General features: G+C 63.5%; 26 protein-coding genes. 5 read left to right on the top strand and 21 right to left on the bottom strand.

The window, feature by feature from the left end; translation table 11 throughout:
• Positions 1-74: 74 nt before the first annotated feature.
• Positions 75-422, bottom strand: a complete 348-nt coding sequence (locus FJ434_RS08280) for a GFA family protein (RefSeq protein ID WP_140503098.1) — start codon at positions 420-422, stop codon at positions 75-77.
• Between the two features lie 116 nt (positions 423-538).
• Between FJ434_RS08280 and FJ434_RS08275 the strand changes: the two genes are divergently transcribed.
• Positions 539-1,834: an amidase gene (locus FJ434_RS08275; RefSeq protein ID WP_140745110.1), complete on the top strand. Its 1,296-nt coding sequence runs from the start codon at positions 539-541 to the stop codon at positions 1,832-1,834.
• A 24-nt stretch (positions 1,835-1,858) separates the two neighbouring features.
• Here the strand turns inward: FJ434_RS08275 and FJ434_RS08270 are convergent, their stop codons facing one another.
• From FJ434_RS08270 to FJ434_RS08250, 5 genes are read right to left on the bottom strand one after another with little or no spacing between them, the layout of a single operon-like run.
• The gene (locus tag FJ434_RS08270; RefSeq protein WP_140745112.1) at positions 1,859-2,248 is read right to left on the bottom strand and encodes a hypothetical protein; all 390 of its coding nucleotides are present in this window, start codon (positions 2,246-2,248) and stop codon (positions 1,859-1,861) included.
• Positions 2,249-2,287: 39 nt separating this feature from the next.
• The gene (locus tag FJ434_RS08265; RefSeq protein ID WP_140745601.1) at positions 2,288-3,268 is read right to left on the bottom strand and encodes a hydroxyacid dehydrogenase; all 981 of its coding nucleotides are present in this window, start codon (positions 3,266-3,268) and stop codon (positions 2,288-2,290) included.
• A gap of 14 nt (positions 3,269-3,282) precedes the next feature.
• Positions 3,283-4,002, bottom strand: a complete 720-nt coding sequence (locus FJ434_RS08260; protein ID WP_140503093.1) for a FadR/GntR family transcriptional regulator — start codon at positions 4,000-4,002, stop codon at positions 3,283-3,285.
• Positions 4,003-4,004: 2 nt separating this feature from the next.
• Positions 4,005-5,174 carry a mandelate racemase/muconate lactonizing enzyme family protein gene (locus FJ434_RS08255; RefSeq protein ID WP_140503091.1) on the bottom strand — a complete coding sequence of 390 codons (1,170 nt, stop codon included), beginning with the start codon at positions 5,172-5,174 and terminating at the stop codon, positions 4,005-4,007.
• 52 nt (positions 5,175-5,226) lie between these two features.
• The gene (locus tag FJ434_RS08250; RefSeq protein WP_140503089.1) at positions 5,227-6,114 is read right to left on the bottom strand and encodes a sugar phosphate isomerase/epimerase; all 888 of its coding nucleotides are present in this window, start codon (positions 6,112-6,114) and stop codon (positions 5,227-5,229) included.
• 399 nt (positions 6,115-6,513) lie between these two features.
• On the opposite strand from FJ434_RS08250, the gene FJ434_RS08245 reads away from it, so the two are divergent.
• From FJ434_RS08245 to FJ434_RS08235, 3 genes are read left to right on the top strand one after another with little or no spacing between them, the layout of a single operon-like run.
• Positions 6,514-7,569 carry a sugar phosphate isomerase/epimerase gene (locus FJ434_RS08245; RefSeq protein ID WP_140503087.1) on the top strand — a complete coding sequence of 352 codons (1,056 nt, stop codon included), beginning with the start codon at positions 6,514-6,516 and terminating at the stop codon, positions 7,567-7,569.
• Positions 7,570-7,622: 53 nt separating this feature from the next.
• The gene (locus FJ434_RS08240; protein ID WP_140745114.1) at positions 7,623-8,810 is read left to right on the top strand and encodes a Gfo/Idh/MocA family oxidoreductase; all 1,188 of its coding nucleotides are present in this window, start codon (positions 7,623-7,625) and stop codon (positions 8,808-8,810) included.
• A 37-nt stretch (positions 8,811-8,847) separates the two neighbouring features.
• Positions 8,848-9,699 (top strand): sugar phosphate isomerase/epimerase, encoded by an 852-nt coding sequence (locus FJ434_RS08235; protein WP_140745116.1) that lies wholly within the window; start codon positions 8,848-8,850, stop codon positions 9,697-9,699.
• 78 nt (positions 9,700-9,777) lie between these two features.
• Here the strand turns inward: FJ434_RS08235 and phnE (FJ434_RS08230) are convergent, their stop codons facing one another.
• From phnE (FJ434_RS08230) to phnG, 12 genes are all read right to left on the bottom strand, one after another.
• A complete protein-coding gene (phnE, locus tag FJ434_RS08230) occupies positions 9,778-11,145 on the bottom strand; it encodes a phosphonate ABC transporter, permease protein PhnE (protein WP_140745118.1) in 1,368 nt (455 codons plus the stop codon).
• Positions 11,146-11,148: 3 nt separating this feature from the next.
• Positions 11,149-12,105, bottom strand: coding sequence for a phosphonate ABC transporter, permease protein PhnE (gene phnE, locus FJ434_RS08225; RefSeq protein WP_140745121.1), 957 nt, complete (start codon positions 12,103-12,105; stop codon positions 11,149-11,151).
• Positions 12,106-12,165: 60 nt separating this feature from the next.
• Positions 12,166-13,074, bottom strand: coding sequence for a phosphonate ABC transporter substrate-binding protein (phnD, locus tag FJ434_RS08220; RefSeq protein WP_140745123.1), 909 nt, complete (start codon positions 13,072-13,074; stop codon positions 12,166-12,168).
• Between the two features lie 110 nt (positions 13,075-13,184).
• Positions 13,185-14,042, bottom strand: a complete 858-nt coding sequence (phnC, locus tag FJ434_RS08215; protein WP_140745125.1) for a phosphonate ABC transporter ATP-binding protein — start codon at positions 14,040-14,042, stop codon at positions 13,185-13,187.
• A gap of 130 nt (positions 14,043-14,172) precedes the next feature.
• Entirely contained in the window at positions 14,173-14,883 is a 711-nt protein-coding gene (locus FJ434_RS08210; protein WP_140745127.1) for a DUF1868 domain-containing protein, read from the bottom strand.
• Positions 14,884-15,032: 149 nt separating this feature from the next.
• Positions 15,033-15,650 carry a DapH/DapD/GlmU-related protein gene (locus FJ434_RS08205; protein WP_140745129.1) on the bottom strand — a complete coding sequence of 206 codons (618 nt, stop codon included), beginning with the start codon at positions 15,648-15,650 and terminating at the stop codon, positions 15,033-15,035.
• On the bottom strand, positions 15,647-16,354 hold the full coding sequence (gene phnL, locus FJ434_RS08200) for a phosphonate C-P lyase system protein PhnL (protein WP_140745132.1): 708 nt from the start codon (positions 16,352-16,354) through the stop codon (positions 15,647-15,649). Before phnL ends, FJ434_RS08205 begins: the two co-directional genes overlap by 4 nt.
• Positions 16,355-16,403: 49 nt before the next feature.
• The gene (phnK, locus tag FJ434_RS08195) at positions 16,404-17,180 is read right to left on the bottom strand and encodes a phosphonate C-P lyase system protein PhnK (RefSeq protein WP_056577906.1); all 777 of its coding nucleotides are present in this window, start codon (positions 17,178-17,180) and stop codon (positions 16,404-16,406) included.
• Positions 17,177-18,088 (bottom strand): alpha-D-ribose 1-methylphosphonate 5-phosphate C-P-lyase PhnJ, encoded by a 912-nt coding sequence (locus FJ434_RS08190; RefSeq protein WP_140712114.1) that lies wholly within the window; start codon positions 18,086-18,088, stop codon positions 17,177-17,179. The genes phnK and FJ434_RS08190 overlap by 4 nt, the downstream gene beginning before the upstream one ends.
• Positions 18,085-19,197 (bottom strand): carbon-phosphorus lyase complex subunit PhnI, encoded by a 1,113-nt coding sequence (locus FJ434_RS08185; protein ID WP_140745135.1) that lies wholly within the window; start codon positions 19,195-19,197, stop codon positions 18,085-18,087. The genes FJ434_RS08190 and FJ434_RS08185 overlap by 4 nt, the downstream gene beginning before the upstream one ends.
• A gap of 2 nt (positions 19,198-19,199) precedes the next feature.
• Positions 19,200-19,811 (bottom strand): phosphonate C-P lyase system protein PhnH, encoded by a 612-nt coding sequence (gene phnH, locus FJ434_RS08180; RefSeq protein WP_140745137.1) that lies wholly within the window; start codon positions 19,809-19,811, stop codon positions 19,200-19,202.
• Positions 19,811-20,272 (bottom strand): phosphonate C-P lyase system protein PhnG, encoded by a 462-nt coding sequence (phnG, locus tag FJ434_RS08175; RefSeq protein WP_140745139.1) that lies wholly within the window; start codon positions 20,270-20,272, stop codon positions 19,811-19,813. The genes phnH and phnG overlap by 1 nt, the downstream gene beginning before the upstream one ends.
• A gap of 108 nt (positions 20,273-20,380) precedes the next feature.
• Here phnG and phnF point away from each other — a divergent pair, with 108 nt between their 5' ends.
• Positions 20,381-21,127, top strand: a complete 747-nt coding sequence (phnF, locus tag FJ434_RS08170) for a phosphonate metabolism transcriptional regulator PhnF (RefSeq protein ID WP_140745141.1) — start codon at positions 20,381-20,383, stop codon at positions 21,125-21,127.
• A gap of 8 nt (positions 21,128-21,135) precedes the next feature.
• Here phnF and FJ434_RS08165 read toward each other — a convergent pair whose 3' ends face one another.
• From FJ434_RS08165 to FJ434_RS08155, 3 genes are all read right to left on the bottom strand, one after another.
• On the bottom strand, positions 21,136-22,152 hold the full coding sequence (locus FJ434_RS08165; RefSeq protein ID WP_140745144.1) for a zinc-binding alcohol dehydrogenase family protein: 1,017 nt from the start codon (positions 22,150-22,152) through the stop codon (positions 21,136-21,138).
• A 76-nt stretch (positions 22,153-22,228) separates the two neighbouring features.
• On the bottom strand, positions 22,229-23,197 hold the full coding sequence (locus FJ434_RS08160) for an ABC transporter permease (RefSeq protein ID WP_140745146.1): 969 nt from the start codon (positions 23,195-23,197) through the stop codon (positions 22,229-22,231).
• On the bottom strand, positions 23,194-24,747 hold the full coding sequence (locus FJ434_RS08155) for a sugar ABC transporter ATP-binding protein (RefSeq protein WP_140712102.1): 1,554 nt from the start codon (positions 24,745-24,747) through the stop codon (positions 23,194-23,196). The genes FJ434_RS08160 and FJ434_RS08155 overlap by 4 nt, the downstream gene beginning before the upstream one ends.
• Between the last annotated feature and the right edge of the window lie 85 nt (positions 24,748-24,832).

Genomic DNA, 24,832 nt, shown 5'->3' with positions numbered 1-24,832 from the left:
CTTACGGCTTTCGGGCCGCCGTTATTTTGAGGCAGCGGTGAACGAATAGCGGGCGATGGGGGATACTGGGAAGCTTAGACTGCCCGCCCGTCGAAGTCGAAGATCGGCAAGGCGGACGGGTCGAGACCGATGACGCAATTGATGTTGACGTAAGCGCTGCGTTCGCCGCCTTCGCTGGTGTCCTCGGCAAAAGGATGGATGCCGCAGGTTCGGCAGAAGCGGTGCGCTATTCTCGCCTCGCCGAATGTGTAGCGGCCAAGGTCATCGCCCCAGGCGACGAGGGTAAGCCTGTCACGTGGCACGGCCCATAGCAGCGCACCCTTGCGGGCGCAGATCGAGCAATTGCAGCGCACGACGCCCTCAAGCTCGCCCTCCACCTCGAAAGCAACCTTGCCGCAATGGCAGCTGCCTTTGTACAGCATCAGTATCTTCCTATCGCTGGCAGGTGCAAAGGCACGCTGGCCGGGTTATCCCTTCGGCAGGCTTAGCGGCTGGTTGCCCTAAGGACGTTTCTATCCTGGCGGAGTCCGACACCGACATGCAATCAATCCGCGACCGTCTCGAAAACATCCTGTCACGTCTTGCCTATCGCGCGGCCGACGAGAAGGCCTTCACGAAGCTCTATGCCGAAGCGGCGCGCGCTGCCGCTGATGCCAGCGACGCCCGCAAAAGAGTGGGCGTGACGCTCGGGCCGCTCGACGGCACCATTGTCTCGATCAAGGATTTGTTCGATGTCGCCGGCGAGCCGACCACGGCCGGTTCGCTGATGCGCAGGACCGCCGCGCCCGCTATGCGCGATGCCACCATCGTCGGCAGGCTGCGCCAGGCCGGCGCCGTCATTATCGGCAAGACCAACATGACCGAATTCGCCTTCACCGCGATCGGCGACAACATGCATTATGGCACGCCAGGCAATGCCGTTCATGCCAGCCGCATTCCAGGTGGTTCGTCCTCGGGCGCCGGGGTGTCTGTGGGCGAGGAGACGAGCGAAATCTCGATCGGATCCGACACCGGTGGTTCGATCCGTATTCCGGCGGCGCTCAATGGTGTCGTCGGTTTCAAGCCGACAGCGCGGCGCGTGCCGCTCTCCGGCGCCTTTCCGCTTTCGGGAACGTTGGACTCGGTCGGACCGCTCGCCCGAACCGTCCCGCAATGCGCCGCCGCCGACGCGGTGATGGCCGGCGAGGAGCCGAACGAGTTGGTGGCCATTCCACTCGCCGGGCTTCGCATCGGCATTCCGCGCGGCGTTCTCTTCGGCGACACGGAAGGCGAAATTGCCGCGGCCTTCGAGCATTGTCTTGGCAAGATCGAACAGGCTGGCGCACGCATTGCGGATCTGCCGATCGACGACATGATCGCGGATCTGCGCGCGGCCACCAAGCGCGGATCGATCGCGGCGATGGAGGGCGCGGAAGTGCATGCCGACTGGCTGGCGACAGGCGCACCGGTGCCGGTGGATCCGCATGTCAGCAGGCCGCTGGCGCGCGCCGCACTGCTGCCGACGCCGGTTTATATCAGGGCGCTCCGCCGCCGTGCCGCCCTTACCGCCGCGATGGATGAGCGGCTGGCGTCGATCGATGTGCTGGCCCTACCAACCGTGCCGGTGACGGCGCCGACCATCGCTTCCCTGGCCGAGGATGCCGAACTGCGTGATCGTATCGAAGGACTGCTTTTGCGCAACACGCAGGTCGCCAACCAATTCGACCTCTGCGCAATCTCGTTGCCGATGCCAGGCATGAAGCTGCCTGCCGGACTGATGCTCGTGGCGCGCAATGGCCATGACAGTCGTCTGCTGAGTATCGCCGCGTCAGTGGAGGGGCTGCTGGGTGGTTGATCGGCAGTGAGCCGCAGTGGCGGATCAGCGCGATGAACAGTGCTTGCGTTCGCCGTCCTTGGCGGTGCGCACGATGTGGGTCGCGACCAGCCAGGGCAAGCTGTAATCCTTGCCGGTGATGGTCTGCGTGCGCTGCTCGATCGAGCCCCTGACCACGATCTTTCCGCTATAAAGCACGTCGGACTGATCGGTTATCGCTTTGTCGGCCTGCGGCAATCCGCTGGTGTCGATCGACACACCCTTGATGATCGTGCCGGTGACGAGATCGAGCGCGCTGCTCGATGGACAGGGCGCCTTGAAGCAGCGCATCCCGTTGTCGCAATAGACATAGCTGCTCTCGGCCGCAGCGAGTGCCGGCAAGGTGCAGATGGAGGAAGTTGCGGCAATCAGAGATGCAAGGCGAAGACCGGGCATAGCCTCAACGTCGCGGAGAATTGGGGCGAAACCGCGATGCTATATCTGCGCCGGAAACCGTCGCCGGTAATGATCGACCACTTCCGGATTGCGCAGATTGACCGGCAGCTTGCCGGCCAGCACCAGCAGGACTTCGCTGGCCGCGCCGACGCCCATGCGCATCATCGATTCCTCGGTGATCCCCGCCATATGCGGGGTGATGACGACATTGTCGAAGCCGAAATAGGGATGATTTGGCGGCAGCGGCTGCGTCGAGAAAACGTCGAGCGCGGCGCCGCCGATGCGGCGCTCCCGCAAGGCCTCGATCAACGCGTCATCATCGACGACCGGCCCGCGCGACACGTTGATCAGCAGTGCGTTGGGCTTCATGCGGGCGATGCGTTCGCGGCTGATCAGGCCGCGGGTCTCCGGCGTCAGCGGGCAGCAGAGCACGATGATGTCGCTCTGCTCGACCAGCGCGTCGATCGACAGGAAGCCGACTTTTTCCGGCGCCGGCTGCATGCTGCGCGTCGTTGCCACCACTTTCAGGTCGAAGCCGTGCGCGGCGATATGGCCGACGGCCTGCCCGACGGCGCCGAGACCGACAATGCCGAGAGTCTTGCCGGCGAGTTCGATGTTGGAATTGGCATGCTCGCGGCCGGCAAGCCAGCCCTTGGCACGCAGGTCGCGGTCGACCCTGCGGAACTGCCGCAGCAGTGCAAGCGCGGTAAACATGACATGTTCGGCGACCGAGCGGGCATTGACCGCCGGCACGTTGGCCACGAGCACGCCGGCTGCAGCGGCCGCTTCCATCGGGATCATGTCGAGCCCGGCGCCATGGCGGATCGCGGCCCTCAGCTTCCAGGCTCCCTCGAACAATGCCGGCGGCAGTGGCGCCCGCACGATGACGATGTCGGCGTCCTTGGCCTCCCTGGTCAAGGTGGCGGCGTCGAGCGCGGAGGCAATGACGAGCTGACCGGCGCCGGCGAGCCTGGCCGTGGCGTGCGGATGCAGCGGATGGGTCGACAGGATCTTGGGCATGGCCTGGGTCACGGTCAGGCCTTTTCGAGTGTCGCGCCCGCGGGCACAGCCGCCATACCGCCCTCGATCAGGCCCTTCCAATAGCTTTCCGCGCCTTGGAGGTGGGCGCTCATCAGCGCCTGGGCGAGATTGCCATCGCGGCGCAGCAGCGCCTCGTAGATCTGCACGTGCTCGGCATGCGAGCGCACGCTACGTTCGGGATCGTTGAAGTAGATCGGCAGGCGCTGCTCGCCCATCAGATAGTAGACGCTACAGATGTTGTGGAAGACGCTATTCTTGGTGGCGCGCACGATCTCCAGATGAAATTCGCGGTCCTCCTTGGCCAGGCCTTCGCCCGCGGCGATGCGGTCTTCCGATGCCCTGAGGATTTCGCGCAGGCGCTCGAAATTCTCCTCGGTGGCGCGCGAGCAGGCAAGCTCGGCAGCCTTGATCTCATGGATCTTGCGTAACTCGACCGTTTCATAAATCTGCAAGGGATCGAGCGGCAGGCCGGCGCGCGCAAACAGTGCCAGCGCCTCGACGCTTGCCTGCTTGGTGTCGATGTAGATGCCCGATTTGGCGCGGCGCTCGACAATGCGCATGGCTTCGAGGATGGCGAGCGCTTCGCGGATCTGGCCACGGCTGACGCCGAAATGCTCCGCCAGCTCGCGTTCCGACGGCGTGCGGCCGCTCTCCTTGTCCGAATGGGAGAACAGATAGGCGGCGAGTTCCGCGAGAAGGTTCTTTTCTTTCATGGTCAATTGCGTTGCGCGTGCGCCTCCAGGAATCGCTCCGAAATGGTGAATCCCAATCCGGGCTTTTCCGGGATCGCTATCATGCCGTCCCTTGCTTCGACAGTCTCTTCGATCAGATCGTGGATCATCGGGTTGGCGCCGAGCGAATATTCGACCGTGAAACTCGAAGGCGAGGCGGCGCAGACATGCAGTCCGGCGAAGAAGCATGGCGCACCGGCCCAAAGATGCGGCGCGAAGCGCAAATTGAAGGCGCTGGCGATGGTGCCGATCTTCATCGCCTCGCTGATGCCGCCGCAGAAGGCCGGGTCCGGCTGGAAGATGTCGGCGGCCTTGAGCATGGCGAGGTCGCGGAAGGCATAGCGCGTCGCCTCGCTCTCGCCGGTGGCGATCGGAACCGCGCCGGCGGTGCGCACTTCGGCCATGCCCGGCTTGTCGTCGGCGATCACAGGCTCCTCGAACCAGGCGAGATCGAGATCGCCGACGAGATGGATGAAGCGCTTGGCCTCCGCCACCGTATAGGTGCCGTGGGCATCGACCATCAGCTCGACGTCGGGGCCGAGCGCCTGGCGCGCAGCGCGCACGCGGGCGGCGGAAATGTGTGCCGCGCCATCCATGGCGCCCACCCGCATCTTCAGCGCCTTGAAGCCGCCCCTGGCGACGTAGGATCTCAATTGCTCGCCGATGGCATCGGCGGAGGCCCAGCCGCCGGAGGCATAGGCCTGCATGCGATCGGCCTTGCGGCCGCCGAGCAATCGCCAGACCGGCTGGCCCAGCGACTTGCCAAGGATGTCCCAGAGCGCGATGTCGACGGCGCTGATAGCGGCGATGCTCATGCCGCGCCGCGCCAGTTGCGGCATGGCGTGGCCGGCATGGGCGGCGCTCTCATGGCGTACGCCGTTGTAGAGCATCTCCCAGATGATGCCGATATCGGCCGGATCGCGGCCGATCAATTGCGGGCCGACCTCGTGGTTCAGCATGTGGACGAGAGCGCCGTAGCTGCCCGCGCTGCCAGCTGCGTTCTTGCCTTCGCCCCAGCCGACCAGCCCGTCATCGGTTTCGATGCGCAGAATGGCGGCGTCGAAGGTCGTCACCTGGCCGAAGTCGCTACGATGCTGCTTCGCGGCTTCGATCGGCACGCGGACCCACCAGGCCTGGACTGTCTTGATGCGCATTTTGTTCCCCTGCCCGCCGCCGGTAGGGCGGAAGGCAAATTCCAGGCGTCGACTACTTGATCAGCGGCAACAGCGTTTCGGCGGTGATGCGCATCTGGTCGGTGTAGAATTTCTCGGTGAGCACGCTGGAGCCGTGATCCTGGATGAACTTCAGCTGCTCGGGCGAGATATCGACCGGGTGGCGCTCGACCATTTCGGGATAGGGTGCTGCCGGCGTGCGGTCGACCGGGGCGACGAACTCATTGGTCAGCGCGCCGTCATAACCGACTTCCTTCAAGGTCGCGACGATCCTTGGCCAGTCGATCTGGCCGAGCCCGGCGGCGAAGCGATTGTTGTCGGCGACATGGAAGTCGAACAGGCGCTTTCCGACCTGCCGGATGGCGTCATGGACGTTAAATTCCTCCATGTGGATATGATAGGCGTCAAGGCAGACGCCGCATTCGGGGCTGACCGCATCGGCCAGCGCCAGCGCCTGGGCGCCGCGATTGAACAGATAGGTTTCGAAGCGGTTGAGCGGTTCGATAGCGATCTTGACGCCGACCTTCTTGGCGTGGGTGAAACATTCGCGGGTCGCATCGACGACCCACTTCCACTCCTCCTCCTCGGTGCCGTCCGGCACCACCTTGCCGACGGTTGCCGGAACCAGCGTGATGATCTCGCCGTCGAGTTCGCTGACCATCGTCAGCACGTCCTTGACGTATTGCACGGAGCGCTCACGCTGGCCCTGGTTCCTGGCGGCAAGGTTGCGTTCACCCAGCATCAAGGTGACCGCGCCCCAGCAGCGGATGCCATGCTCCTTCAGCAGCGCCCGTGTCTCCTTGGTCTTGTACTGCGCGGGCTCGCCGGAAATCTCGATCGACTCATAGCCGAATTTCTTGATGCGCTTGAGCGTCGTCTCAAGCGGTTCCGCGCGCATCCAGTTGTGCGTCGAAAGATGCATGGCTTGTCCTTCCCAGATTCGTCCGTATGGTTTGCCTGCGACATGCATCGCCGAAAGACGACGCAAGGGTTCCTCCCCAAGGCATCCCCAGACTTTCCTGCAAACTGGTTCGACCAATTGGGCCTGAAATTAGGTCTACAGCAAATTCCTCGAGACGGCAACAACTGTGGTGTCGCAACTTCCAGGATGGATTAGTTTGTTGATTACATTGCGATATGTGCCATTATTTTGCGCGTCCGGAGCGCCTTTTCGGCGCATTCCGGGACTTGACCAAATTGCCTTATTTGGTCATACCAGAATGGCATTGTCGGCCGAGCGTCCGACGCGAAAAGACCAAAGTGACTGGCCCTGCTTTCATCAGGCGCTATGCTTGGTCGTGACAAAACGAGGAGGATGCCGATGCCGACGACAATGAAGGGCCCTGGGCTGTTTCTGGCGCAGTTCGCGGGCGATGCCGCACCGTTCAATTCGCTGGCGTCGATCACCAAATGGGCTGCCGGTCTCGGCTACAAGGGCGTGCAGATCCCAACTTGGGACGCGCGCCTGTTCGACCTCGAGAAGGCGGCGTCCTCCAAGGCCTATTGCGACGAGGTGAAGGGCACCTGCACTGACGCCGGCGTCGAGATCACCGAACTGTCGACGCATCTGCAGGGGCAATTGGTGGCGGTGCATCCGGCCTATGACGCGCAGATGGATGGATTCGCGCCAGCTTCGGTGCACAACAACCCGCAGGCGCGGCAGAAATGGGCCGTCGAACAGATGAAGTTCGGCGCCAAGGCGTCGCGCAATCTCGGGCTGAATGCATCGGTGTCGTTCACCGGCTCGCTGGCTTTCCCATACCTTTATCCCTTTCCGCAGCGGCCCGCCGGACTGATCGAGGAAGCCTTCGGCGAACTCGGCAAGCGCTGGAAGCCGATCCTCGACGTCTATGAGGACAATGGTGTCGATGTCGGCTACGAAATTCATCCTTCAGAGGACGTGTTCGACGGGGCGACCTTCGAGATGTTCCTCGACGCGGTCGGTGGCCACAAGCGCTGCAACATCAATTACGACCCTTCGCATTTCCTGCTGCAGCAGCTCGACTATCTCGAATTCATCGACATCTATCACGAGCGGATCAAGGCCTTCCACGTCAAGGACGCCGAGTTCAATCCGACCGGACGGCAGGGCGTGTACTCCGGTTACCAGAGCTGGACGAACCGCGCTGGCCGTTTCCGTTCGCTCGGTGACGGGCAGGTCGATTTCGGCGGCATCTTCTCCAAGCTGACGCAGTACGATTACGATTCCTGGGCGGTGCTGGAATGGGAATGCTGCCTGAAGCATCCGGAGGACGGCGCGGCCGAAGGGGCACCCTTCATCCAGCATCACATCATCCGGGTGACGGAGAAGGCATTCGACGATTTCGCCGCCGGCACCACGGACAAGAAGCTGCTGCGCGCCATGATGGGAATTTGACACGGCTTTCACTTCCCCTCGGCGGAGGGGAATCTCACACGAGGGAGAAAAACATGGTTGCTGCATCGAAGTCGGAAACGGGAGGCGGCCCGATCCGCTACGGCATGGTTGGCGGCGGGCAAGGCGCTTTCATCGGCGCCGTGCACCGCATCGCGGCACGCATGGACAATGATTTCGTGCTGGTCGCCGGCGCTCTGTCGTCCGACCCGGCGCGTGCGAAAGCCTCGGCCGCCGAACTCGGGCTCGATCCCTCACGCAGCTATGCGTCCTACGCCGAAATGGCCAAGGCCGAGGCGAAGCGCCCGGATGGCATCGAGGCGGTGGCCATCGTCACCCCCAACAACGTGCATGTGCCGGCAGCCAAGGCTTTCCTGGAGGCAGGCATCCACGTGATCTGCGACAAGCCGCTGGCCACGACACTGGCCGAAGCCAAGAAGCTCGCAGCGATAGTCGAGAAGACCGGCAAGGTGTTCGTTCTCACCCACAATTATACCGCCTACCCGATGGTGCGGCAGGCCCGCGAAATGGTGGCCAAGGGCGTGCTCGGCGACATCCGCATCGTGCAGTCGGAATATCCGCAGGACTGGCTGACCGAGGACCTCGCCGCCACCGGCCAGAAGCAGGCCTCATGGCGGGGCGATCCCAAGCAGGCGGGTGCCGGCGGCGCGCTCGGCGATATCGGCACCCATGCCTACAACCTCGCCCGCTTCGTCTCCGGGCTCGAGCTCGATACCCTGTCGGCCGATCTCGATGCCTTCGTGCCGGGCAGGCTGCTCGACGACAATGTCAATGTCATGCTGCGTTTCAAACCGACGGGAAAAACGCATCCGGCAAAAGGCATGATCTGGGCAAGCCAGGTGGCGCCTGGTCATGAGAACGGCCTGAAGCTGCGCATCTACGGTTCGAGGGGCGGTCTGGAATGGGTTCAGGCCGATCCCAACTATCTCTGGTACACGCCGTTCGGCCAGCCGAAACAATTGATCACCCGCAACGGCGCCGGCGCACTGCCGGTGGCGGGCCGTGTCAGCCGCGTCCCGTCAGGCCATCCCGAGGGCTATCTCGAAGGTTTCGCCAATATTTACCAGGAGGCGGCACGCGCCATCCGCGCGGCACGCAAGAAGGGCGGCAAGCCGGCAAAGGATGTCGTCTTCCCGACCATTCAGGACGGCATCGAAGGCATGGCTTTCATCGAGGCCTGTGTGAAGTCGTCGAAGAAGAATGGGGCGTGGACGAAGCTGTAAGAAGCGCCTGGCCAGCGGAAAATGGGGGAGGGCGTCGATGAAAATCGGCATGTGCATGTTCTTGTGGACGACGGCGGTGTCGAAGAAGCACGAGCCATTGCTTCGCGACATCAAGGCAACCGGCTTTGACGGCGTCGAAATCCCGATCTTCGCCGGCACGCCGGACGACTACAGGAAACTGGGAGAACTGCTGGACCGGATCGGGCTGGAGCGGACCGCGGTCTCGGCGATCGGCGATCCAGCGATGAACCTGATCGCGGCCGATGCGGCAACGCGCAAGGCTGGTGTCGATTACATGAAATGGGCCATCGATTGCGCCGATGCGCTTGGCGCCAGCACGCTGAGCGGACCGCTGCATTCGACCCTTGGCGCCCTTTCCGGGTCCGGACCGACTTCCGCCGAGAAAAAGCGCTCGGTCGCCTCGCAGCGCGCCATCGGCGACCATGCCGGCAAGCGCAACGTCACCATCGGGCTCGAGGCGCTGAACCGCTTCGAATGCTATCTCCTCAACACCATGGCCGACCTGTCTGAGCACATCGACGCCATCGACCGGCCGCACATCAGGGCGATGTACGACACTTTCCACGCCAATATCGAGGAGGCCGACCCGATCGGCGCCTATACGAAGCACCGCAGGAACGTCGTGCATATCCACATATCGGAGAACGATCGCGGCGTGCCGGGGCGCGGCAACATTCCGTGGAAAGAAACCTTCGCGGCGATCCGCAAGAGCGGCTACGACGACTGGCTGACCATCGAGGCGTTCGGCCGCTCGCTGAAGGAATTGGCGGCTGCGACCAAGGTGTGGCGCGATTTTTCCGAAACGCCGGAAGCAGTGTACCGGGAGGGGTACAAGCATATCAGGAACGGGTGGAAGAAGGCGGCTTAGGAAGCCGATCACGTTGCGTCGGCGATCCTTCGCGCCCCCTCTGTCCCGCCGGCCTCCAGTCCGTTTCTATATCACAAGCTATCCCTGCTGGGCCTGGATTCTGTTGTAGTCGTGGATGGTCCGGCTCAGCCGGCGGCGCAGGAAGTTGGATATGTTGTCGAAAATGAAGACGACGAGCAGGGTCAGCAGCACCATGTAGAAGACGTTGGCCCAGTTGGAATTGGTGCGCATCGCTTCCCACAGTTTCAGGCCGATGCCGCCGGCGCCGACGGCGCCGATGATGGTGGCGCCGCGGGTGTTGGATTCCCACTGGTAAAGCGTCTGGCTGATGAAGACCGGGATCACTTCGGGCATCACGCCGTAGCGCTGCACCAGGATGCCGTTGGCGCCGGTGGAAAGCACCCCTTCACGTGGCTTGTCGTCGATGTTCTCCAGACCTTCCGAATAGACTTTGCCGAGGGTGCCGATCTCGGTGAAGAAGATCGCGGCACTTCCCGCCAGCGGGCCGGGGCCGAAGGCGCGGGTGAAGAAAAGCGCCCAGATCAGCATGTCGACCGAGCGCATGAAGTCGAAGAAGCGTTTGAGCACCTGGCTGAGCACGCCGCTCGGCGTGATGTTGCGCGCTGCGAAGAAGGCCAGCGGGAAGGCGACGATGCCGCCGAGCAGCGTGCCGAGGAAAGCCATGACGATGGTCTGCAAGAGCTTCGTCCAGACGTCGCCATGCTGCCACTGGGCGTTGTTCCAGATGTTGTCGCCGGCCAGTGCGAGGTTGGTGGTACCTGGTTTCAGCTCTGGTCCCGAGATGACCAACGAGATCACTTCCCACGCTGATTTGCCGAAGAAGGGTGAGCGCGTGTCGAAGACGAAGTTCGCCCAGCCGAGGAAGCGCTTTCGCACCTTGACGCGGTCTACCGTGACGCGCACCTCGCCGGCGAAGCCCATCTTGGCCACCACCTCGTCGTCATGCGCGGTGATCCAGTCCGGCACCGGGCCCGTGATCACCGGCTTGCCGCTGGTCAGCGCCACCGGCACCGTCTGGCCATGAGCGACAATCGTCGCGTAGGTCTTGTCGAATGTGACGGATTTGGCCTGGCCGTCGATCCGCACGGTGAAGGACCCGTCGGCATTCTTGATCACCCAATCCGGATTGGGATTGTCGCCCAGCGCCGAGAAACGCGGATATTTGGGCGTGATCTCCGGCTGGTCGAGACGGAATTCCGGTTGCAGATCGTAGCTGATCCATTGTGTCAGGAAGAGCGGGAGGCGCTCCCAATGCGATTCCCGCAGCACCTGCGGCAGGCTGAAGAACCACAAGGCATAGATCAGATACAGGAGAGTGCCGACGAACAGGAGCAGCGGACCAAAGCGCTTGTATGCCGGGCGTCGGAACACCTGTGGATGGCGCGTCTCGATCGACAGAATCTCCTCGGCGGTCATGTTCGCCATGATTTACGCCCCCATCATAAAGGCTTGTTCGCCGACCAGCTTGCGGCGAAGCCAGGCGGAAAACTGGTCGATGATGAAGATGGTTGTGAACAGCAGCAGCACCAGCGCCAGCGTCTTGGCGCCGAAGCCGCGCGAGATGGAGAGCTTCAGTTCCTCGCCGATGCCACCCCCGCCGACGGCGCCGATGATGGTCGAGGCCCGCACGTTGATCTCGACCCGCAGCAGCGTATAGGAGACGAAATTGGGCAACACCTGAGGCAGGTCGGCGAAGCGCACCCGTTCGAACCAGTTGGCGCCGACCGCCGTCAGGCCTTCCTCGGCACGCATGTCGATGTTCTCGTTGATCTCGTAGAACAGCTTGCCGAGTGCGCCGATGGAATGCAGGCCGATGGCGATGATGGCGGCGATCGGGCCGGTCGAGACGATGGCCGCGAACAAGCCGGCGATGACAATCTCCGGAAAGGCACGCAGCAATTCCATGAAGCGCTTGACCACCAGCCTCAGTGCCGGATGGGGCGTCAGGTTGCGTGCCGCGATGAATGAAAAAGGCACCGCGAAGACAAAGCCGATGAAGGTCGAGACCAGCGCCACGTTCACGGTGGTCAGCATCAGCTCGAAATATTCGGGGATGTAGAAACCGCCCCAGGCGTGGACGCGGCCGAGCGGGAAGTTGAATTCCTGGGTGCCGGTGTCATGCGGCGAGGCGATATCGAATAGCGCCCGCCAGACGTCGTTCCAGTCCTTGGGGACCAGCCAGCTCAGGAAATCCAGAATATGCGGCAGCCGGTCGAAGAAATGCCCGGCGTTGGCTTCGTCGGCGAACCACATGCTGGCGAACATGGCGGCGAGCAGCAGGCCGACGCCGAGCACTGTATAGAGCCGGCGCAGCGACGTCTGGCGTCGCCAGGCATCGGCCGTCTGATGGGTGGCGCCGGAGGGGGCTGTCACGGAAAGGGTCATGATCGGAGATGCAAAAAGGGCGGTACTTGATGAGGTACCGCCCCTCTTGCGATTTCGCCGTTAGCCGCCGATGGCTGCCTTACGGGCTTCGACGATGACGCTGTAGAAGTCCGGCTTCACCGGAACGTAGCCGGTGAAATCGCCACCCTCGACGCCTTCGAAGCAAGCCTTGTCCTTCTTGGGCAGGTCGGTGAAGAAGGCGGCCAGCTTGGCGGTCATGTCGTCGCCGATCGCGGTGCGCACGACAAGCGGGCCATTCGGGATCAGGCCGGAGCGCCAGACTTCGACGAAGTCGTTGGGGTCAACGGCGCCCTTGGCGACTTCCTTGTGGAATGTGCCGGAGGTGTAACCGTTCTTGAAGTCGCCGATGCCCGAGGAATCGTCGACCGCAACATCGACCTTGCCGTCACGCACGGCCAGAACGTTGTTTTCGTGGCCGCCATTGAACTGGGTCGAGGCGAAGAAGGTTTCGTTCGAGGCGCCGGTGGTCTTCGGAATCTGGGTCAGCGGGATCAGGTAGCCGGAGGTCGAATCCGGATCGGCATAGCCGAGCTTCTTGCCCTTGGCCGACTTGATGTCGGTGATCCCCGACGTCTTCAGCGCCAGCCCGATCGAATAGTAGCCAGTGGAGCCGTCGGTCTGCTTGGTGGTGAGGATCGGGGTAACCGCCTTCGGATCCTTCAGATAGACGCTGGCGTAGCCGGAAGCGCCGAGTTCGGCGAAGTCGAGCGTGCCGCCGAGCAGGCCTTGGATAACGCCGTCATAGTCGGCGGCGGGGAACAGCGAAACCTTCTCGAAGCCGAACTCGGCCTTCAGGTGGTCGGCCAGGCACTGGTAGTTACGCAGCCGGTCGGTTTCGTTTTCGCCGCCGAGAATGCCGACGCGAAATTCCTTCATATCGGCGGCGTGGGCCATGCTGGTGGCCATGGCGAGCACCGAAACGGCACCGAAAACCATCTTCCTGAACATTTGCTATCTCTCCTGTAGGTTCCGGCCCCGCGCCGGCAGCGTTCTTGATCTTGACAAGTGCCCTTGACGCGGGCGGACGATCCAGGCTGCTCGCTATGCCCGTAATGGGCTCAGTATCCCGGGAATGCGGGTTCGAGCGGTCGGGCGGATGCGGCGATCTTCTGCTTGAAGGCAACGCTGGTGGAGGTGATGACCTCCGATATCTCACCGCCATTGCTGTCGGCGCCATAGACTAGACGCACCGCTTCGCGGTTGAGCTCTTCGGGCGGCCCGTCGAAGACGACCTTGCCGGCGGCCATGCCGATGATGCGGTTGCAATAGGTGCGGGCGGTATCGAGCGTGTGCAGGTTGGTGACGACGGTGATGCCTTCGCGCAGATTGATGTCCTGCAGCGAATCCATCACCACCTTGGCGTTGAGCGGATCGAGCGAGGCGATCGGCTCGTCGGCGAGGATCACCCTGGGCTGCTGCATCATTGCGCGGGCAATCGCGACGCGCTGCTGCTGACCGCCCGACAGGGTGCCGGCGGGTTGAAGTGCCGTACGGGCGATGTCGAGCCGCTCGAGCGCGGCGACCGCCTCCGCGCACTCGGCGCGCGAAAACATGCCCAGAAGATTGGACAAGGTCGAACGGTGGTTCAATTTGCCAAGCAGCACGTTGGTGAGCACATCGAGGCGCGGCACCAGGTTGAACTGCTGGAAGATCATGGCGCAGTCGCGCTGCCAACGCCGCAACGGCGACCCGCGAAGGCGGGAGACCTCGGCGCCATCAAAAAAAATCGACCCTTGGCTGGGGTCGACAAGACGGTTGATCATGCGAAGAAGCGTCGACTTGCCTGCACCCGAACGACCGATGACGCCGACCATCTGCCCCTGCGGGATCGAGATGTTGACGTCGCTGACGGCGGTGTTCTTGCCAAATCGTCGGCTGACACCGCGAATTTCGAGCGTGGCAGAGCTTGCTGACATGGGCTGGTTCCAGTCCGGTCCATATTGATCGTCAGGCACTCGCCTAACGCAGCCACATGAACCTGCCGTGTCGCCAGCATGTCAGTTTTGTTACGCTCCACAGATACGACGGCCGGCGTCCTGCCGGCGATCAGCCGAGCACCAGCAATTCCTCGAAATGCTCCATGTCGCGGAATGCGCAGAAGGCTGGAGCCTTGATCTCGATCACCGGGGCCTGCCGCGCGAAAAGCGCCAGGCATTCGTCGAACAGCGTCTGCCATGCGGCGGCCCTGTCGTCGGCAAGACGCTGGATCTGATAAGCGAAGGTGATGTGAAAGACGTAATTGTCGTGATCGGAGTGCCGGTAGCCGAATGGCACGGCCAGCGCATCGCGCCATTCACGCATGATGCGCACATCCTCGTCGGTCGCGCCGGCAACGGTGAGGCCAGTAGGCACGATCTCGACGACCTTGATGTTGAATGGACCGGCACCCTGGAAACCCTTCAGGCGCTCCAGATAGAGGCGGGTCATGGCGTCGATGCCGGTGTCGAGCGGCACGTCCCGTGGCCAGTAAGGCAAGCGGCGGCGATATTCGATGATGCCCTGGAACAGCGTCATGTGCAGGCTGGAGACAGGCGTGAAGGCAAGGCGGTCGGCGTCTGGCATTGCCATCATCCGATCGCGCACAGCGAGCACCACGGCTTCGGATGGCGAGCCGCTGACCAGATGGCTGACGACGGTGTTGCCGGGCTCGAGGAGAAAGTTGCCTGACGCGTCGTAGCGCGTGCCGAGATGCGCCGGCGGCGTCGGATTGGAGCCGGCAAAGAATCCGGCGAGCGAGGGTCTGACGGTGTCGAGCATGGCGATCTCCTTGGAACACCCGCGTCCTGCCCCGGTGATGTGTCAAGGATATGAAACAGAGTCGTTCATGACGTCGGTGTGAGGGCTATGTCTCCTTGCCTGCAACAATTGCGAACGGAAAACCGGTTCCCACTTTTTCTGGAACTGCTCTATCCCCCGTATTTCTCCAGGAATGTCTCGGCCGACAGCTCGCGGAAGTCGTCGAGCGACGCACGCAGCCTGGCATGGTCCCAGTCCCACCAGGCAAGCGCCTGGTAGCGCTCGGCGGTGCGGCGGTCGAAGCGCTCGCGGATCGGTTTGGCCGGCACGCCGGCGACGATGGTGTAGGGCGCGACGTCCTTCGAGACGACCGCGCCAGCGCCGACCGCAGCACCATCGCCAACGGTGACGCCGGGCAGGACGGTCGAGCCGTGGCCGAGCCAGGTGTCGTGGCCGATGGTGACGCGTTTGGCGCGGCGCTGAGCGAAGAATTCGCTCTCGTGCTCGGCGTCGTCCCAATAGTCGGAGGCACGGTAGGTGAAATGGTGCAGCGTCGGCCGCCATGTCGGGTGATTGGTGGCGTTGAGGCGCACGCTGGCCGCGATGTTGGCGAACTTGCCGATCGTCGCGCACCAGACGGCGCAGTCCTGCATCATGTAGGAATAGTCGCCGAGTTCGCTTTCCGAGACCCGGCTGCGGTCGGCGATCTCGGTCCAGCGGCCGAGCGTCGAGTTGTGCACCTCCGCTGTCGGGTGGACCAGCGGCGTTTCCGACAATTTCCTGGTCATGCGGCGAGTTTTCCCGGAGCGAAGGCGGTGACGTCGATGATGCGGTCGGCCACCGCCTCGCGCACTTCGTGGTCATGGAAGATACCGAGCAAGGCAACGCCTGCCGTCTTCTTGGCGGCGATGAGTTCGATCACCACGTCGCGATTGGTCGCGTCGAGCGATGCGGTCGGCTCGTCGAGCAGCAGGATCGGATGTTCGGTGATGAAACCGCGCGCGATGTTAACGCGCTGCTGCTCGCCGCCCGAGAAGGTTGCCGGCGGCAGCATCCAGAGTTTTTCCGGCAGGTTGAGCTGGGCCAGCAAGGAGCGTGCCTTGGCCCGGGCTGCCTCGCGCTCCTCGCCGCGTTCAACCAGTGGTTCGGCGACGACATCGAGAGCCGAGACGCGCGGCACGGTGCGCAGGAATTGGCTGACATAGCCGATCGTTTGCCGGCGCACGGCAAGCACGGTGCGTGGGCTGGCATGGGCGAGATCGATCAACCCATCCTCGTGCGTGACGATGATCTGGCCTTCGTCGACGGCGTAGTTGCCGTAGAGCATCTTCAGGATCGAGCTTTTGCCGGCACCGGACGGACCGCCGAGCACGGTGCATTCTCCGGCCTTGATCGAGAACGAAACACCCGCGACGACGGGCAATTTGATGCCGTCGCGCAGATGCATGGTGAAGCTTTTGGCGACATCGGAGACAACGAGAGGCGTCGGCATCAGAAGGTTCTCCAATCGTCAATCGTCGGCGGGCGTACACGCGCCATCATCACACCTGCAAAATCGAGGAAACGAGCAATTGCGTGTACGGCGCGCGCGGGTCGTCGAGGACGCGGTCGGTGAGGCCGCTTTCGACGACGCGGCCGTCCTTCATCACCATCATGCGCTGCGACAGGAGTCGCGCCACGGCGAGGTCGTGGGTAACGACGATCGCGGCAAGGCCAAGGTCGGTGACCAGGCCGCGCAACAGGTCGAGCAGGCGCGCCTGCACGGAAACGTCAAGGCCGCCGGTCGGCTCATCCATGAACACCAGCCGTGGCCCGGTGACGAGATTGCGGGCGATTTGCAGGCGCTGGCGCATGCCGCCGGAAAAGGCGCGGGGTTCGTCGTCGATACGGTCTTCCTCGATCTCGACGCGCGACAGCCAGTCGACCGCGGTAGCGCGAATCTTGCCGTAGTGACGGTCGCCGACCGCCATCAGACGCTCGCCGACATTGGCGCCGGCCGAGACCGTCATGCGCAGGCCATCTGCCGGGTTCTGGTGGACAAAGCCCCAGTCGGTGCGCATCAGGAAGCGGCGCTCGGCCTCGCTCATGCGGTAGAGCTCGCGAAACTGGCCGTCGCGCATGCGGTAGCTGGCGGTGCCGGAGGAGGGCAGCAGCCGCGTCGACAGGCAGTTGAGCAGCGTCGTCTTGCCGGAGCCGGACTCGCCGACGACAGCCAGGACTTCGCCCGGCCACAGGTCGAAAGTGACGTTGTCGCAGCCGACCCGCGAGCCGTAGAACTTGGAGAGCGCCGAGACGCGCAGCAGCGGTTCGTCGGTCATTGCGCCGGCTCCAAATTTTCTGGGGCAAGATGGGTTTCGGGAGCAAGGTGGCCGCGATGGCCCTCTTCACGCCGCTTCTCGCAGTAATCGGTGTCCGAGCAGACGAACATATGGCCGCCATGGTCGTCGAGGATGACCTCGTCGAGATAGACATTTTCGGCCGCGCACAGCGCGCAGGGCTGGTCGAAAGTCTGCACCTCGAACGGATGATCCTCGAAGTCGAGGCTCACCACATCGGTGAAGGGCGGCACGGCGTAGATGCGCTTTTCGCGGCCGGCGCCGAACAGCTGCAGGGCCGGCGAGCGATGCATCTTGGGATTGTCGAATTTCGGCGTCGGCGACGGGTCCATCACATAGCGGCCCTCGACCTTGACCGGATAGGCATAGGTTGTGGCGATGCGGCCGTGCTTGGCGATGTCCTCATAGAGCTTCACATGCATGAGGCCGTACTCCTCCAGCGCATGCATTTTCCGCGTTTCGGTCTCGCGCGGCTCGAGGAAGCGCAGCGGTTCGGGGATCGGCACCTGGTAGACCAGCACCTGGCCCGCGGTGAGCGGATGCTCGGGAATGCGGTGGCGGGTCTGGATGATGCTGGCGGTGGCGGTATCGGTGGTCACCGCGACATTGGCTACTTTCTTGAAGAAGGCGCGGATCGATACGGCATTGGTGGTGTCGTCCGCACCCTGGTCGATGACCTTCAGCACGTCGTCGGGGCCGATGATCGAGGCGGTAACCTGCACGCCGCCGGTGCCCCAGCCATAAGGCATCGGCATTTCGCGCGAGGCGAAGGGCACCTGGTAGCCGGGGATGGCGATGCCCTTGAGGATCGCGCGGCGTATCATCCGCTTGGTCTGCTCGTCGAGATAGGCGAAGTTGTAGGTGGCGATGTCGGTGGATTGCGCGGTCATTCCGCAGCCTCCTTCTTTTCTTCCGCCTTTGCTGGATTTTCGCGGGCCTCATATTCGGCGCGCATGCGGCGCACGAGGTCGAGCTCGGCCTGGAAGTCGACATAGTGCGGCAGCTTCAGGTGCTCGACGAAGCCGGTGGCCTGGACATTGTCCGAGTGCGAGATGACGAACTCCTCGTCCTGCGCGGCGGCAACGACGTCCTCACCGAGTTCGGAGGCGCGCAGCGCCCGGTCGCAGAGCGCCATGGCCATCGCCTTGCGCTCGCTCTGGCCGAAGACGAGACCGTAGCCACGGGTGAATTGCGGCGGCGCCTTGGCCGAGCCCTTGAACTGGTTGACCATCTGGCATTCGGTGACGCGCACCGTGCCGAGCGGCACCGCGAAGGGCAGTTCGGGAACGTCGAGCTCCAGCTCGACCTCGCCGATGCGGATCTCGCCGACGAATGGATGGTTGCGGGCATAGCCGCGCTGCGTTGAATAGCCGAGGGCCAGCAGAAAACCCTCGTCGCCGCGCGACAGTGCCTGCAGGCGGATGTCGCGCGCCATCGGGAATTCCAGCGGCTCGCGGGTGATGTCGCCGGGGACATGATCCCCAGGCATGTCGCCATCGGGCTCGATCAGGCCTTCGCGGGCAAGGATCGCCGAGACACGCGGCATCGCCTGGGCTTCCGTCTCGCGCCGCAAGGGCTCGGCGACATCGGCACCGGCGGCGAGCTCAGGGTCGAGCAGGCGGTGCGTGTAGTCGAAGGTCGGACCAAGCAACTGGCCGCCGGGCAGGTCCTTGTAGGTCGCCGACACACGCCGCTCGACCAGCATTGTGCCGGTGTCGATCGGTCTGGAATAGCCGAAGCGCGGCAGCGTGGTGCGGTAGGCGCGCACCAGGAAGATCGCCTCGATCATGTCGCCCCGCGCCTGGACGATAGCGAGTGCCGCCAATTCACGGTCATAGAGCGAACCTTCGCTCATCACCCGGTCGACGCCGAGCGCCAGCTGTTCGACGATCTGGTCGAGGCGCAGCGCCGGCACCGAGCGGTCGCCACGCCGGCGGTCGGCAAGCAGGCTGTGAGCGTTGGCAATTGCGGCTTCGCCGCCTTTTACCGCGACATACATCTTCAAGCCTCCATCGTCTTGATGCGCGTCGTGCGCGGCAGGCAGGCTATGCCGTCCGATGTGGCGAGGATGATGTCGACGCCGCGCGGAAAGCGCTTGTTGTTTTGCTTCCACTGCTCGACGAAGTGACGCGGCATCTGCGCCGGCGCGATCGCGGCGCTGGTTTCGATGCCCGGGCCTTCGAGCAACAGCGGGGACCCTGAAGCGAGGTCGCCGACCTGCAGGATCAGCGTCGTCGAGCGGTCGGGATAATCCTGCGTGCCCTGCGAAAAACCGTCGAGCGCCATCATCTCGGCCGGCGTGGCGACAAACGCGAAATGCGCGTCGGCCGGCGTGTTGGCCAGCGGCGCGCCGGTGTGGAAACCAAGCCAGGACCTGATCGCGGGGGACGCATGGAGGGCCGGGTCGAGCCAGAGCGGCGTGTCGTTGTCGCACAGCGCCAGTGCAATGGCGCCCAATGTTGCCGAAAGCGGCGCCGGCGGGCGGGCCAGGGCCGGTAAGGGCTGGACGCTGCCTGGCCGCGCCATGGCATCCATGACGGCCCGAAACACGGTCTGGGCGTTGAAGACCGGATCGGCGAAACCGCCCTCGATCGATTGTGCCGCGATATCCATCAATCTTCTCCGCGAACCATGGTGAAGAAATCCACTTTCGTCGCCGCCGTCTCGGCGCGGCGTTTTTCGTGGGCAGCGGTCAGAGCCGAGCGCAAGGGCGCAATGAGCCTGGTCTCGACCTCGGTGCGGCGGGCAGGGTCCTGCCAGAGCGCGTCGGCGATGGCTGTCAGCTTCGCCTTCTGCTTGTCGCGGCCAAGCGTGTAGCAATGGCCGACCTGCCCGGATGGCAGCCGGACAGTGGCACGAGTGACGGTCGCCTCGCCGACATTGAAGGGCGCGCCTCCGCCGCCGATGCGGCCACGCAGCGTGACCAGGCCCGTCTCGGGACCGCGCAGAAGCTCGGCTTGCGAAGGCAGGCCGGACTCGTTCCAGAGCCGCACGATGTCGTCGCCGCTCGATTGCGCCAAGGTGGCCATGGCGGCCTTGCGCTCGGCCTGGTCGCGGGCTTCCTGTCCTCGCATCGCCAACTTTCCTCTAAATTTGTCTATTGATATAGACAACTATACAAATTATACATATTACCTAGCGCGAGTCCATGACGGGTGCGTGACAGGCCGGGAGGCAAAAACATGACCGGGCAAGCGGCCGATACCATCGAGCGGCGCAGCGGCGTCTCACTTTGGCGCCAGATCGCCGACAGGATCCTGCAAGCGATTGCCATTGGCGATTTCGCCGAAAATGCCGCACTGCCGCCCGAGGTCGCGCTGGCGGAGCGCTACGGCGTCAATCGTCACACCGTGCGTAGCGCCATATCGGCCCTCGTACAGGAGGGCGTATTGCGGGCCGAACAGGGGCGCGGCACGTTCGTCTTGTCGCGCAAGCGGCTGTCCTATCCGATCGGCGCGCGCACGCGCTTCTCTGCGGGGCTGCAGGGGCAGACCTCGGAACGGCACATCGTGCTGCTTGCTTTCTCGGTCGAGCCTGCCAGCCAGCGCGTTGCCGAGGGGCTTGGCCTTGCCCGGGGTGCCGAGGTAATCCGGCTGGAAACGCGCGGCGAGGCCGACGGACGGCCGGTGTCGCGCGCTGCCGCATGGTTCGAGGCGAAGCGCTTTGCCGGCATCGACAAGGCGATGGCGCAAACCGGTTCGATCACCGCGTCGCTCGCCCGTTTCGGTATCGATGACTATCTCAGGCAATCGACCGTGCTGTCCGCGCGCCATGCGGACGCCGCCGATCTCGCCGATCTCGATCTGCAGCCGGGCGCCATCGTGCTGGTGACAGTGGCGGTCAACGTCACGCCCGACGGCCAGCCAATCCAGTTTTCCGAATCGCGTTTTCCGGCCGAGCGAGTGGAGCTGAAGCTCTCAGCGCTATAACGTCCCGGCTATCCGATCTCGATCACGGCCTTTATCAGGCCCGACTTCTCGTGTGCCCAGCGTGCGAGATCCCCTGGCGTATCGGCCAGCGTGGTGCGGTGGGTGACGAGCTTGGCCAGCGGCACAGCACCATTGCGGATCGAGGCGGCGACATGATCGAAGTCTGCACGCAACGCATTGCGGCTGCCGACCAATGTCATTTCGCGCTTGTGGAATTCAGGATCGGAAAAGACGATGTCGTCCTTGACGACACTGACCAGCACCAGCGTGCCGCCATGCGCGACATGGGCGAAGGCCGATTGCACCGACCGGGTGTTGCCGGTGGCGTCGAAGACCACGTCGAAGCCTTCGCCGCCGGTCGCATCACGCACCAGATCGGACACGGGTGCTTGCGAGCCGTCGAGAATCGAAAAGCCGAGCTCACCCGCCGCGAAGACCAGTCTTTCGGAGCTCATGTCGAGAAGTGTCACCTCGAGCCCGGCAACGCGTGCGAAGATGGCGGTGCCAAGCCCGATCGGGCCGGCGCCGATGACCAGCGTGCGTGCACCGGGCTCGGAACGCGCGCGGCGCACGGCATGCGCGCCGATGGCCAGGAATTCGACGGCGGCGGCGTCGGCGAGCGACAGCCCGTTTGTGCGATAGAGATTCTCAGCCGGCACCAGGATCTGTTCGCACATGGCGCCGTCGCGATGCACGCCGAGCACTTCGATCCTGACACAGCAATTTGGTTTGCCATGCCGGCAGGCGATGCATTTGCCGCAGGAGAGATACGGGTTGATGATGACCGGTTCGCCGACCGCAAGCCCGACTCCTTCGCCGACTTCGACGACGGTGCCAGACACCTCATGGCCCATGATGCGGGGGTAGGCGAGGAACGGGTGCTTGCCCTCGAAGATATGGTAGTCGGTGCCGCAGATGCCGACATGGCTGACCGCCACCAGTGCCCAGCCGGGAGGCGGCGAGCCGGGAGCCGGACGGTCTTCCAAAATGAGTTCGCCGGGCGAGCGGCAGACGACGGCTTTCATGTTTCAGTCCATTTTGGGTTTACGAAAACGCCGGCCCGTTTTGATACCGGGCCGGAGATCGTTTTCGGCTCGTTGACTACTTGCCGCTGCGGCGGCGCAGGCCGTCGAAATAGACAATGACGATGATCAGCACGCCGGTGATGACACGCTGCCAGAAGGCGTTGACGTTGAGCAGGTTGGCGCCGTTGTTGATGGTGGCGAGAATGAAGGCGCCGAGCAGCGGCCCGTGCACCGAGCCGACCGCGCCGAACAGGGAGGTGCCGCCGATCACCGACGAGGCGATCGCCTGTAATTCCCAGCCTTCGGCCTGCGTCGGATTGCCGATGCCGATGCGCGAAGCCAAGAGCACGCCGACGAAGGCCGCGCAGAGACCCGACAGCGTGTAGGCCATGAAGATGGTGCGCTGGACGTTGACGCCGGACAGGCGCGAGGCCTCGGCGTTCGACCCGACCGAGAACAGGTACCGGCCCCAGCGGCTGTGATGCAGGAAGACATAGGCGGGTATGCCGACCAGCAGGACCATCCAGAACAGATTGGGAACGCCGAGGAAGGAGTTGCGCGAGAATTCCTGGAAAGCATCATTGTTGATCGAAATCGAATTGCCGTTGGTCATCAAGAGGCCAATGCCGCGCAGCGACGTCAGGGTCGCCAGCGTGATGATGAAGGGCGGCAGGCCCATCTTGACGATGCCAAAACCATGGAAGAGGCCGATGGCGACGCCGACCAGCAAGGTGAGCAGGATGGCGAGGAAGACTGGGACGCCGGCATTGATCAGCATCGCGGCGATGACGGTTGCGAAGCCGACCACCGCGCCGACGGACAGATCGATGCCGCCGGTGATGATGACGAAGGTCTGGCCGACAGCCAAAATGGCGATCATCGAACCCTGACGCAGCAGGTTCGAGATGTTGTTGGCCGACGCGAAGCTCGATGTGGACAACGACAGGATGACCCACAGCAGCACCAGCAGCGCCAGCAGCGTCAGTCCGAACAGGGCGTTGTAATTGCGCTTCGGTTTTTCGGCAGGAATCGCCTCGGTGCTCATGTCTTTCCTCCCAGCTTTTCTTGTTTCTCGGCGAGCGCCTGTGTGAGAATGTCCTCGTGATCGGCGGTGTGGAACCCGTGCGTGGCCACCAGCTTGCCGCGGCGGAACACGTGCAGCGTGTCGGCCAGTTCATAGACCTCCGGCAAATAGGACGAGATCAGGATGATGCCGGCGCCCTTCGACAAGAGCGCGCTGAACAGGCGGTAGATTTCGGCCTTGGTGCCGACATCGACGCCAACCGTCGGCTCGTCGAAGATGAACAGCTTGGCGCCGTGCGCCAGCCATTTGCCGATAACGATCTTCTGCTGGTTGCCGCCGGACAGGCTGGAAGCCAACGCATGGCGCGTCGGAGTCTTGATCCTGAGGCCAGCAATCTGGCGGTCGGCCTCGGCCTTCTCTTTCGCGTTCGAGATCAACAAATTGCTGGAGATGCGCTTGTAGATCGGCAGGTTGAGGTTGAGGCCAACCGGCAAATTGAGGCAGAGACCCTGGTCGCGGCGGCTTTCCGGCGCCAGCGCCATGCCGAGCTTGATCGCGTCATGCTCGGAGTTGATTTGGACATCCTTGCCTTGCCACAGGACCTGGCCGGCCGACTTCTTGTGCCGGCCGTAGAGCGTGGTGACGAATTCGCTGCGCCCGGCGCCGATCAGGCCGTAGAGCCCGACGATCTCGCCGGCACGGACCGTCATCGACACGTTTTCGAAGCCCTTGCCCGAGAGGTTCCTGGCCTCGATGATCGCCGCACCGGGAGTGAAATGCTCCTTGTGGTAGATTTGTTCGATCGAGCGGTTGATCATCAGCTTGACGAGTTCTGCATCGTTGGTCTCGCTGATGTTCCTGGTGCCGACCAGCGTGCCGTCGCGCAGCACCGAAACACGATCGGCGAGCTCGAACACTTCCTCCATGCGGTGGCTGATATAGATGATCGTCACGCCCTCGGTCTTCAGGCGGCGGATCAAGGTGAAGAGCTGGTCGGCCTCCTTGCGGGTCAGGTAGGCGGTCGGCTCGTCGAAGATCAGGAATTTGGTGCCACGCACGGTGGCGCGGGCGGCGGCGATCAACTGCTGCTGGCCGATGGTCAGATCGCCCAATGTGACATGCGCCGGCAAGTCGAAGCCGAGATCATCGATGATCTTCTGCGCTTCCTTGACCATGGCGCGCTGCTGCAGGATGCCGAAGCGCGAATTCTCCTCGCCGAGGAACATGTTGGCGGCGACCGTGAGGTGACGGCAGAGCACGACTTCCTGGTGGACGGCGTTGATGCCGAGCGCCATCGCCTCATGCGGGGTCGCCAGTGCAGCCGGTTGACCCTCCCAGATCACTTCTCCGGAGGTGCGCGGCATGACGCCGGTCAAAAGCTTGATGAGCGTGGATTTGCCGGCGCCGTTCTCGCCGACGATGGCGTGGATCTCGCTTGCCTTGAAGGCAAGGTCCACCGGCTTCAAGGCATGAGTGCCGGGATAACGCTTTTCCAGCCCACGCAATTCGAGGATGGTCCTGCCGGGCTCCAGCGCGGGAGCCGGATGCAGTTCGTGCGCCGTCGGCGTCATGGCGATCCTCCCAGATTGGCCCCGCGGCTGGCACCTGGCGAGGCTGTGATCGTCTTTTCAAACAGCCTAGCCGAAGCCGGCCGAT

Source organism: Mesorhizobium sp. B2-5-13 (genome assembly GCF_006440535.1).
Taxonomy (GTDB): domain Bacteria; phylum Pseudomonadota; class Alphaproteobacteria; order Rhizobiales; family Rhizobiaceae; genus Mesorhizobium; species Mesorhizobium salmacidum.
This window is presented reverse-complemented; position numbering and strand designations above follow the sequence as displayed.

Bases quoted from the DNA above. Each gene is read 5' to 3' on its own strand.
- FJ434_RS08280 (WP_140503098.1), bottom strand. From the start codon at position 422: ATGCTGTACAAAGGCAGCTGCCATTGCGGCAAGGTTGCTTTCGAGGTG.
- FJ434_RS08275 (WP_140745110.1), top strand. From the start codon at position 539: ATGCAATCAATCCGCGACCGTCTCGAAAACATCCTGTCACGTCTTGCC.
- FJ434_RS08270 (WP_140745112.1), bottom strand. From the start codon at position 2,248: ATGCCCGGTCTTCGCCTTGCATCTCTGATTGCCGCAACTTCCTCCATC.
- FJ434_RS08265 (WP_140745601.1), bottom strand. From the start codon at position 3,268: ATGCCCAAGATCCTGTCGACCCATCCGCTGCATCCGCACGCCACGGCC.
- FJ434_RS08260 (WP_140503093.1), bottom strand. From the start codon at position 4,002: ATGAAAGAAAAGAACCTTCTCGCGGAACTCGCCGCCTATCTGTTCTCC.
- FJ434_RS08255 (WP_140503091.1), bottom strand. From the start codon at position 5,174: ATGCGCATCAAGACAGTCCAGGCCTGGTGGGTCCGCGTGCCGATCGAA.
- FJ434_RS08250 (WP_140503089.1), bottom strand. From the start codon at position 6,114: ATGCATCTTTCGACGCACAACTGGATGCGCGCGGAACCGCTTGAGACG.
- FJ434_RS08245 (WP_140503087.1), top strand. From the start codon at position 6,514: ATGCCGACGACAATGAAGGGCCCTGGGCTGTTTCTGGCGCAGTTCGCG.
- FJ434_RS08240 (WP_140745114.1), top strand. From the start codon at position 7,623: ATGGTTGCTGCATCGAAGTCGGAAACGGGAGGCGGCCCGATCCGCTAC.
- FJ434_RS08235 (WP_140745116.1), top strand. From the start codon at position 8,848: ATGAAAATCGGCATGTGCATGTTCTTGTGGACGACGGCGGTGTCGAAG.
- phnE (WP_140745118.1), bottom strand. From the start codon at position 11,145: ATGGCGAACATGACCGCCGAGGAGATTCTGTCGATCGAGACGCGCCAT.
- phnE (WP_140745121.1), bottom strand. From the start codon at position 12,105: ATGACCCTTTCCGTGACAGCCCCCTCCGGCGCCACCCATCAGACGGCC.
- phnD (WP_140745123.1), bottom strand. From the start codon at position 13,074: ATGTTCAGGAAGATGGTTTTCGGTGCCGTTTCGGTGCTCGCCATGGCC.
- phnC (WP_140745125.1), bottom strand. From the start codon at position 14,042: ATGTCAGCAAGCTCTGCCACGCTCGAAATTCGCGGTGTCAGCCGACGA.
- FJ434_RS08210 (WP_140745127.1), bottom strand. From the start codon at position 14,883: ATGCTCGACACCGTCAGACCCTCGCTCGCCGGATTCTTTGCCGGCTCC.
- FJ434_RS08205 (WP_140745129.1), bottom strand. From the start codon at position 15,650: ATGACCAGGAAATTGTCGGAAACGCCGCTGGTCCACCCGACAGCGGAG.
- phnL (WP_140745132.1), bottom strand. From the start codon at position 16,354: ATGCCGACGCCTCTCGTTGTCTCCGATGTCGCCAAAAGCTTCACCATG.
- phnK (WP_056577906.1), bottom strand. From the start codon at position 17,180: ATGACCGACGAACCGCTGCTGCGCGTCTCGGCGCTCTCCAAGTTCTAC.
- FJ434_RS08190 (WP_140712114.1), bottom strand. From the start codon at position 18,088: ATGACCGCGCAATCCACCGACATCGCCACCTACAACTTCGCCTATCTC.
- FJ434_RS08185 (WP_140745135.1), bottom strand. From the start codon at position 19,197: ATGTATGTCGCGGTAAAAGGCGGCGAAGCCGCAATTGCCAACGCTCAC.
- phnH (WP_140745137.1), bottom strand. From the start codon at position 19,811: ATGGATATCGCGGCACAATCGATCGAGGGCGGTTTCGCCGATCCGGTC.
- phnG (WP_140745139.1), bottom strand. From the start codon at position 20,272: ATGCGAGGACAGGAAGCCCGCGACCAGGCCGAGCGCAAGGCCGCCATG.
- phnF (WP_140745141.1), top strand. From the start codon at position 20,381: ATGACCGGGCAAGCGGCCGATACCATCGAGCGGCGCAGCGGCGTCTCA.
- FJ434_RS08165 (WP_140745144.1), bottom strand. From the start codon at position 22,152: ATGAAAGCCGTCGTCTGCCGCTCGCCCGGCGAACTCATTTTGGAAGAC.
- FJ434_RS08160 (WP_140745146.1), bottom strand. From the start codon at position 23,197: ATGAGCACCGAGGCGATTCCTGCCGAAAAACCGAAGCGCAATTACAAC.
- FJ434_RS08155 (WP_140712102.1), bottom strand. From the start codon at position 24,747: ATGACGCCGACGGCGCACGAACTGCATCCGGCTCCCGCGCTGGAGCCC.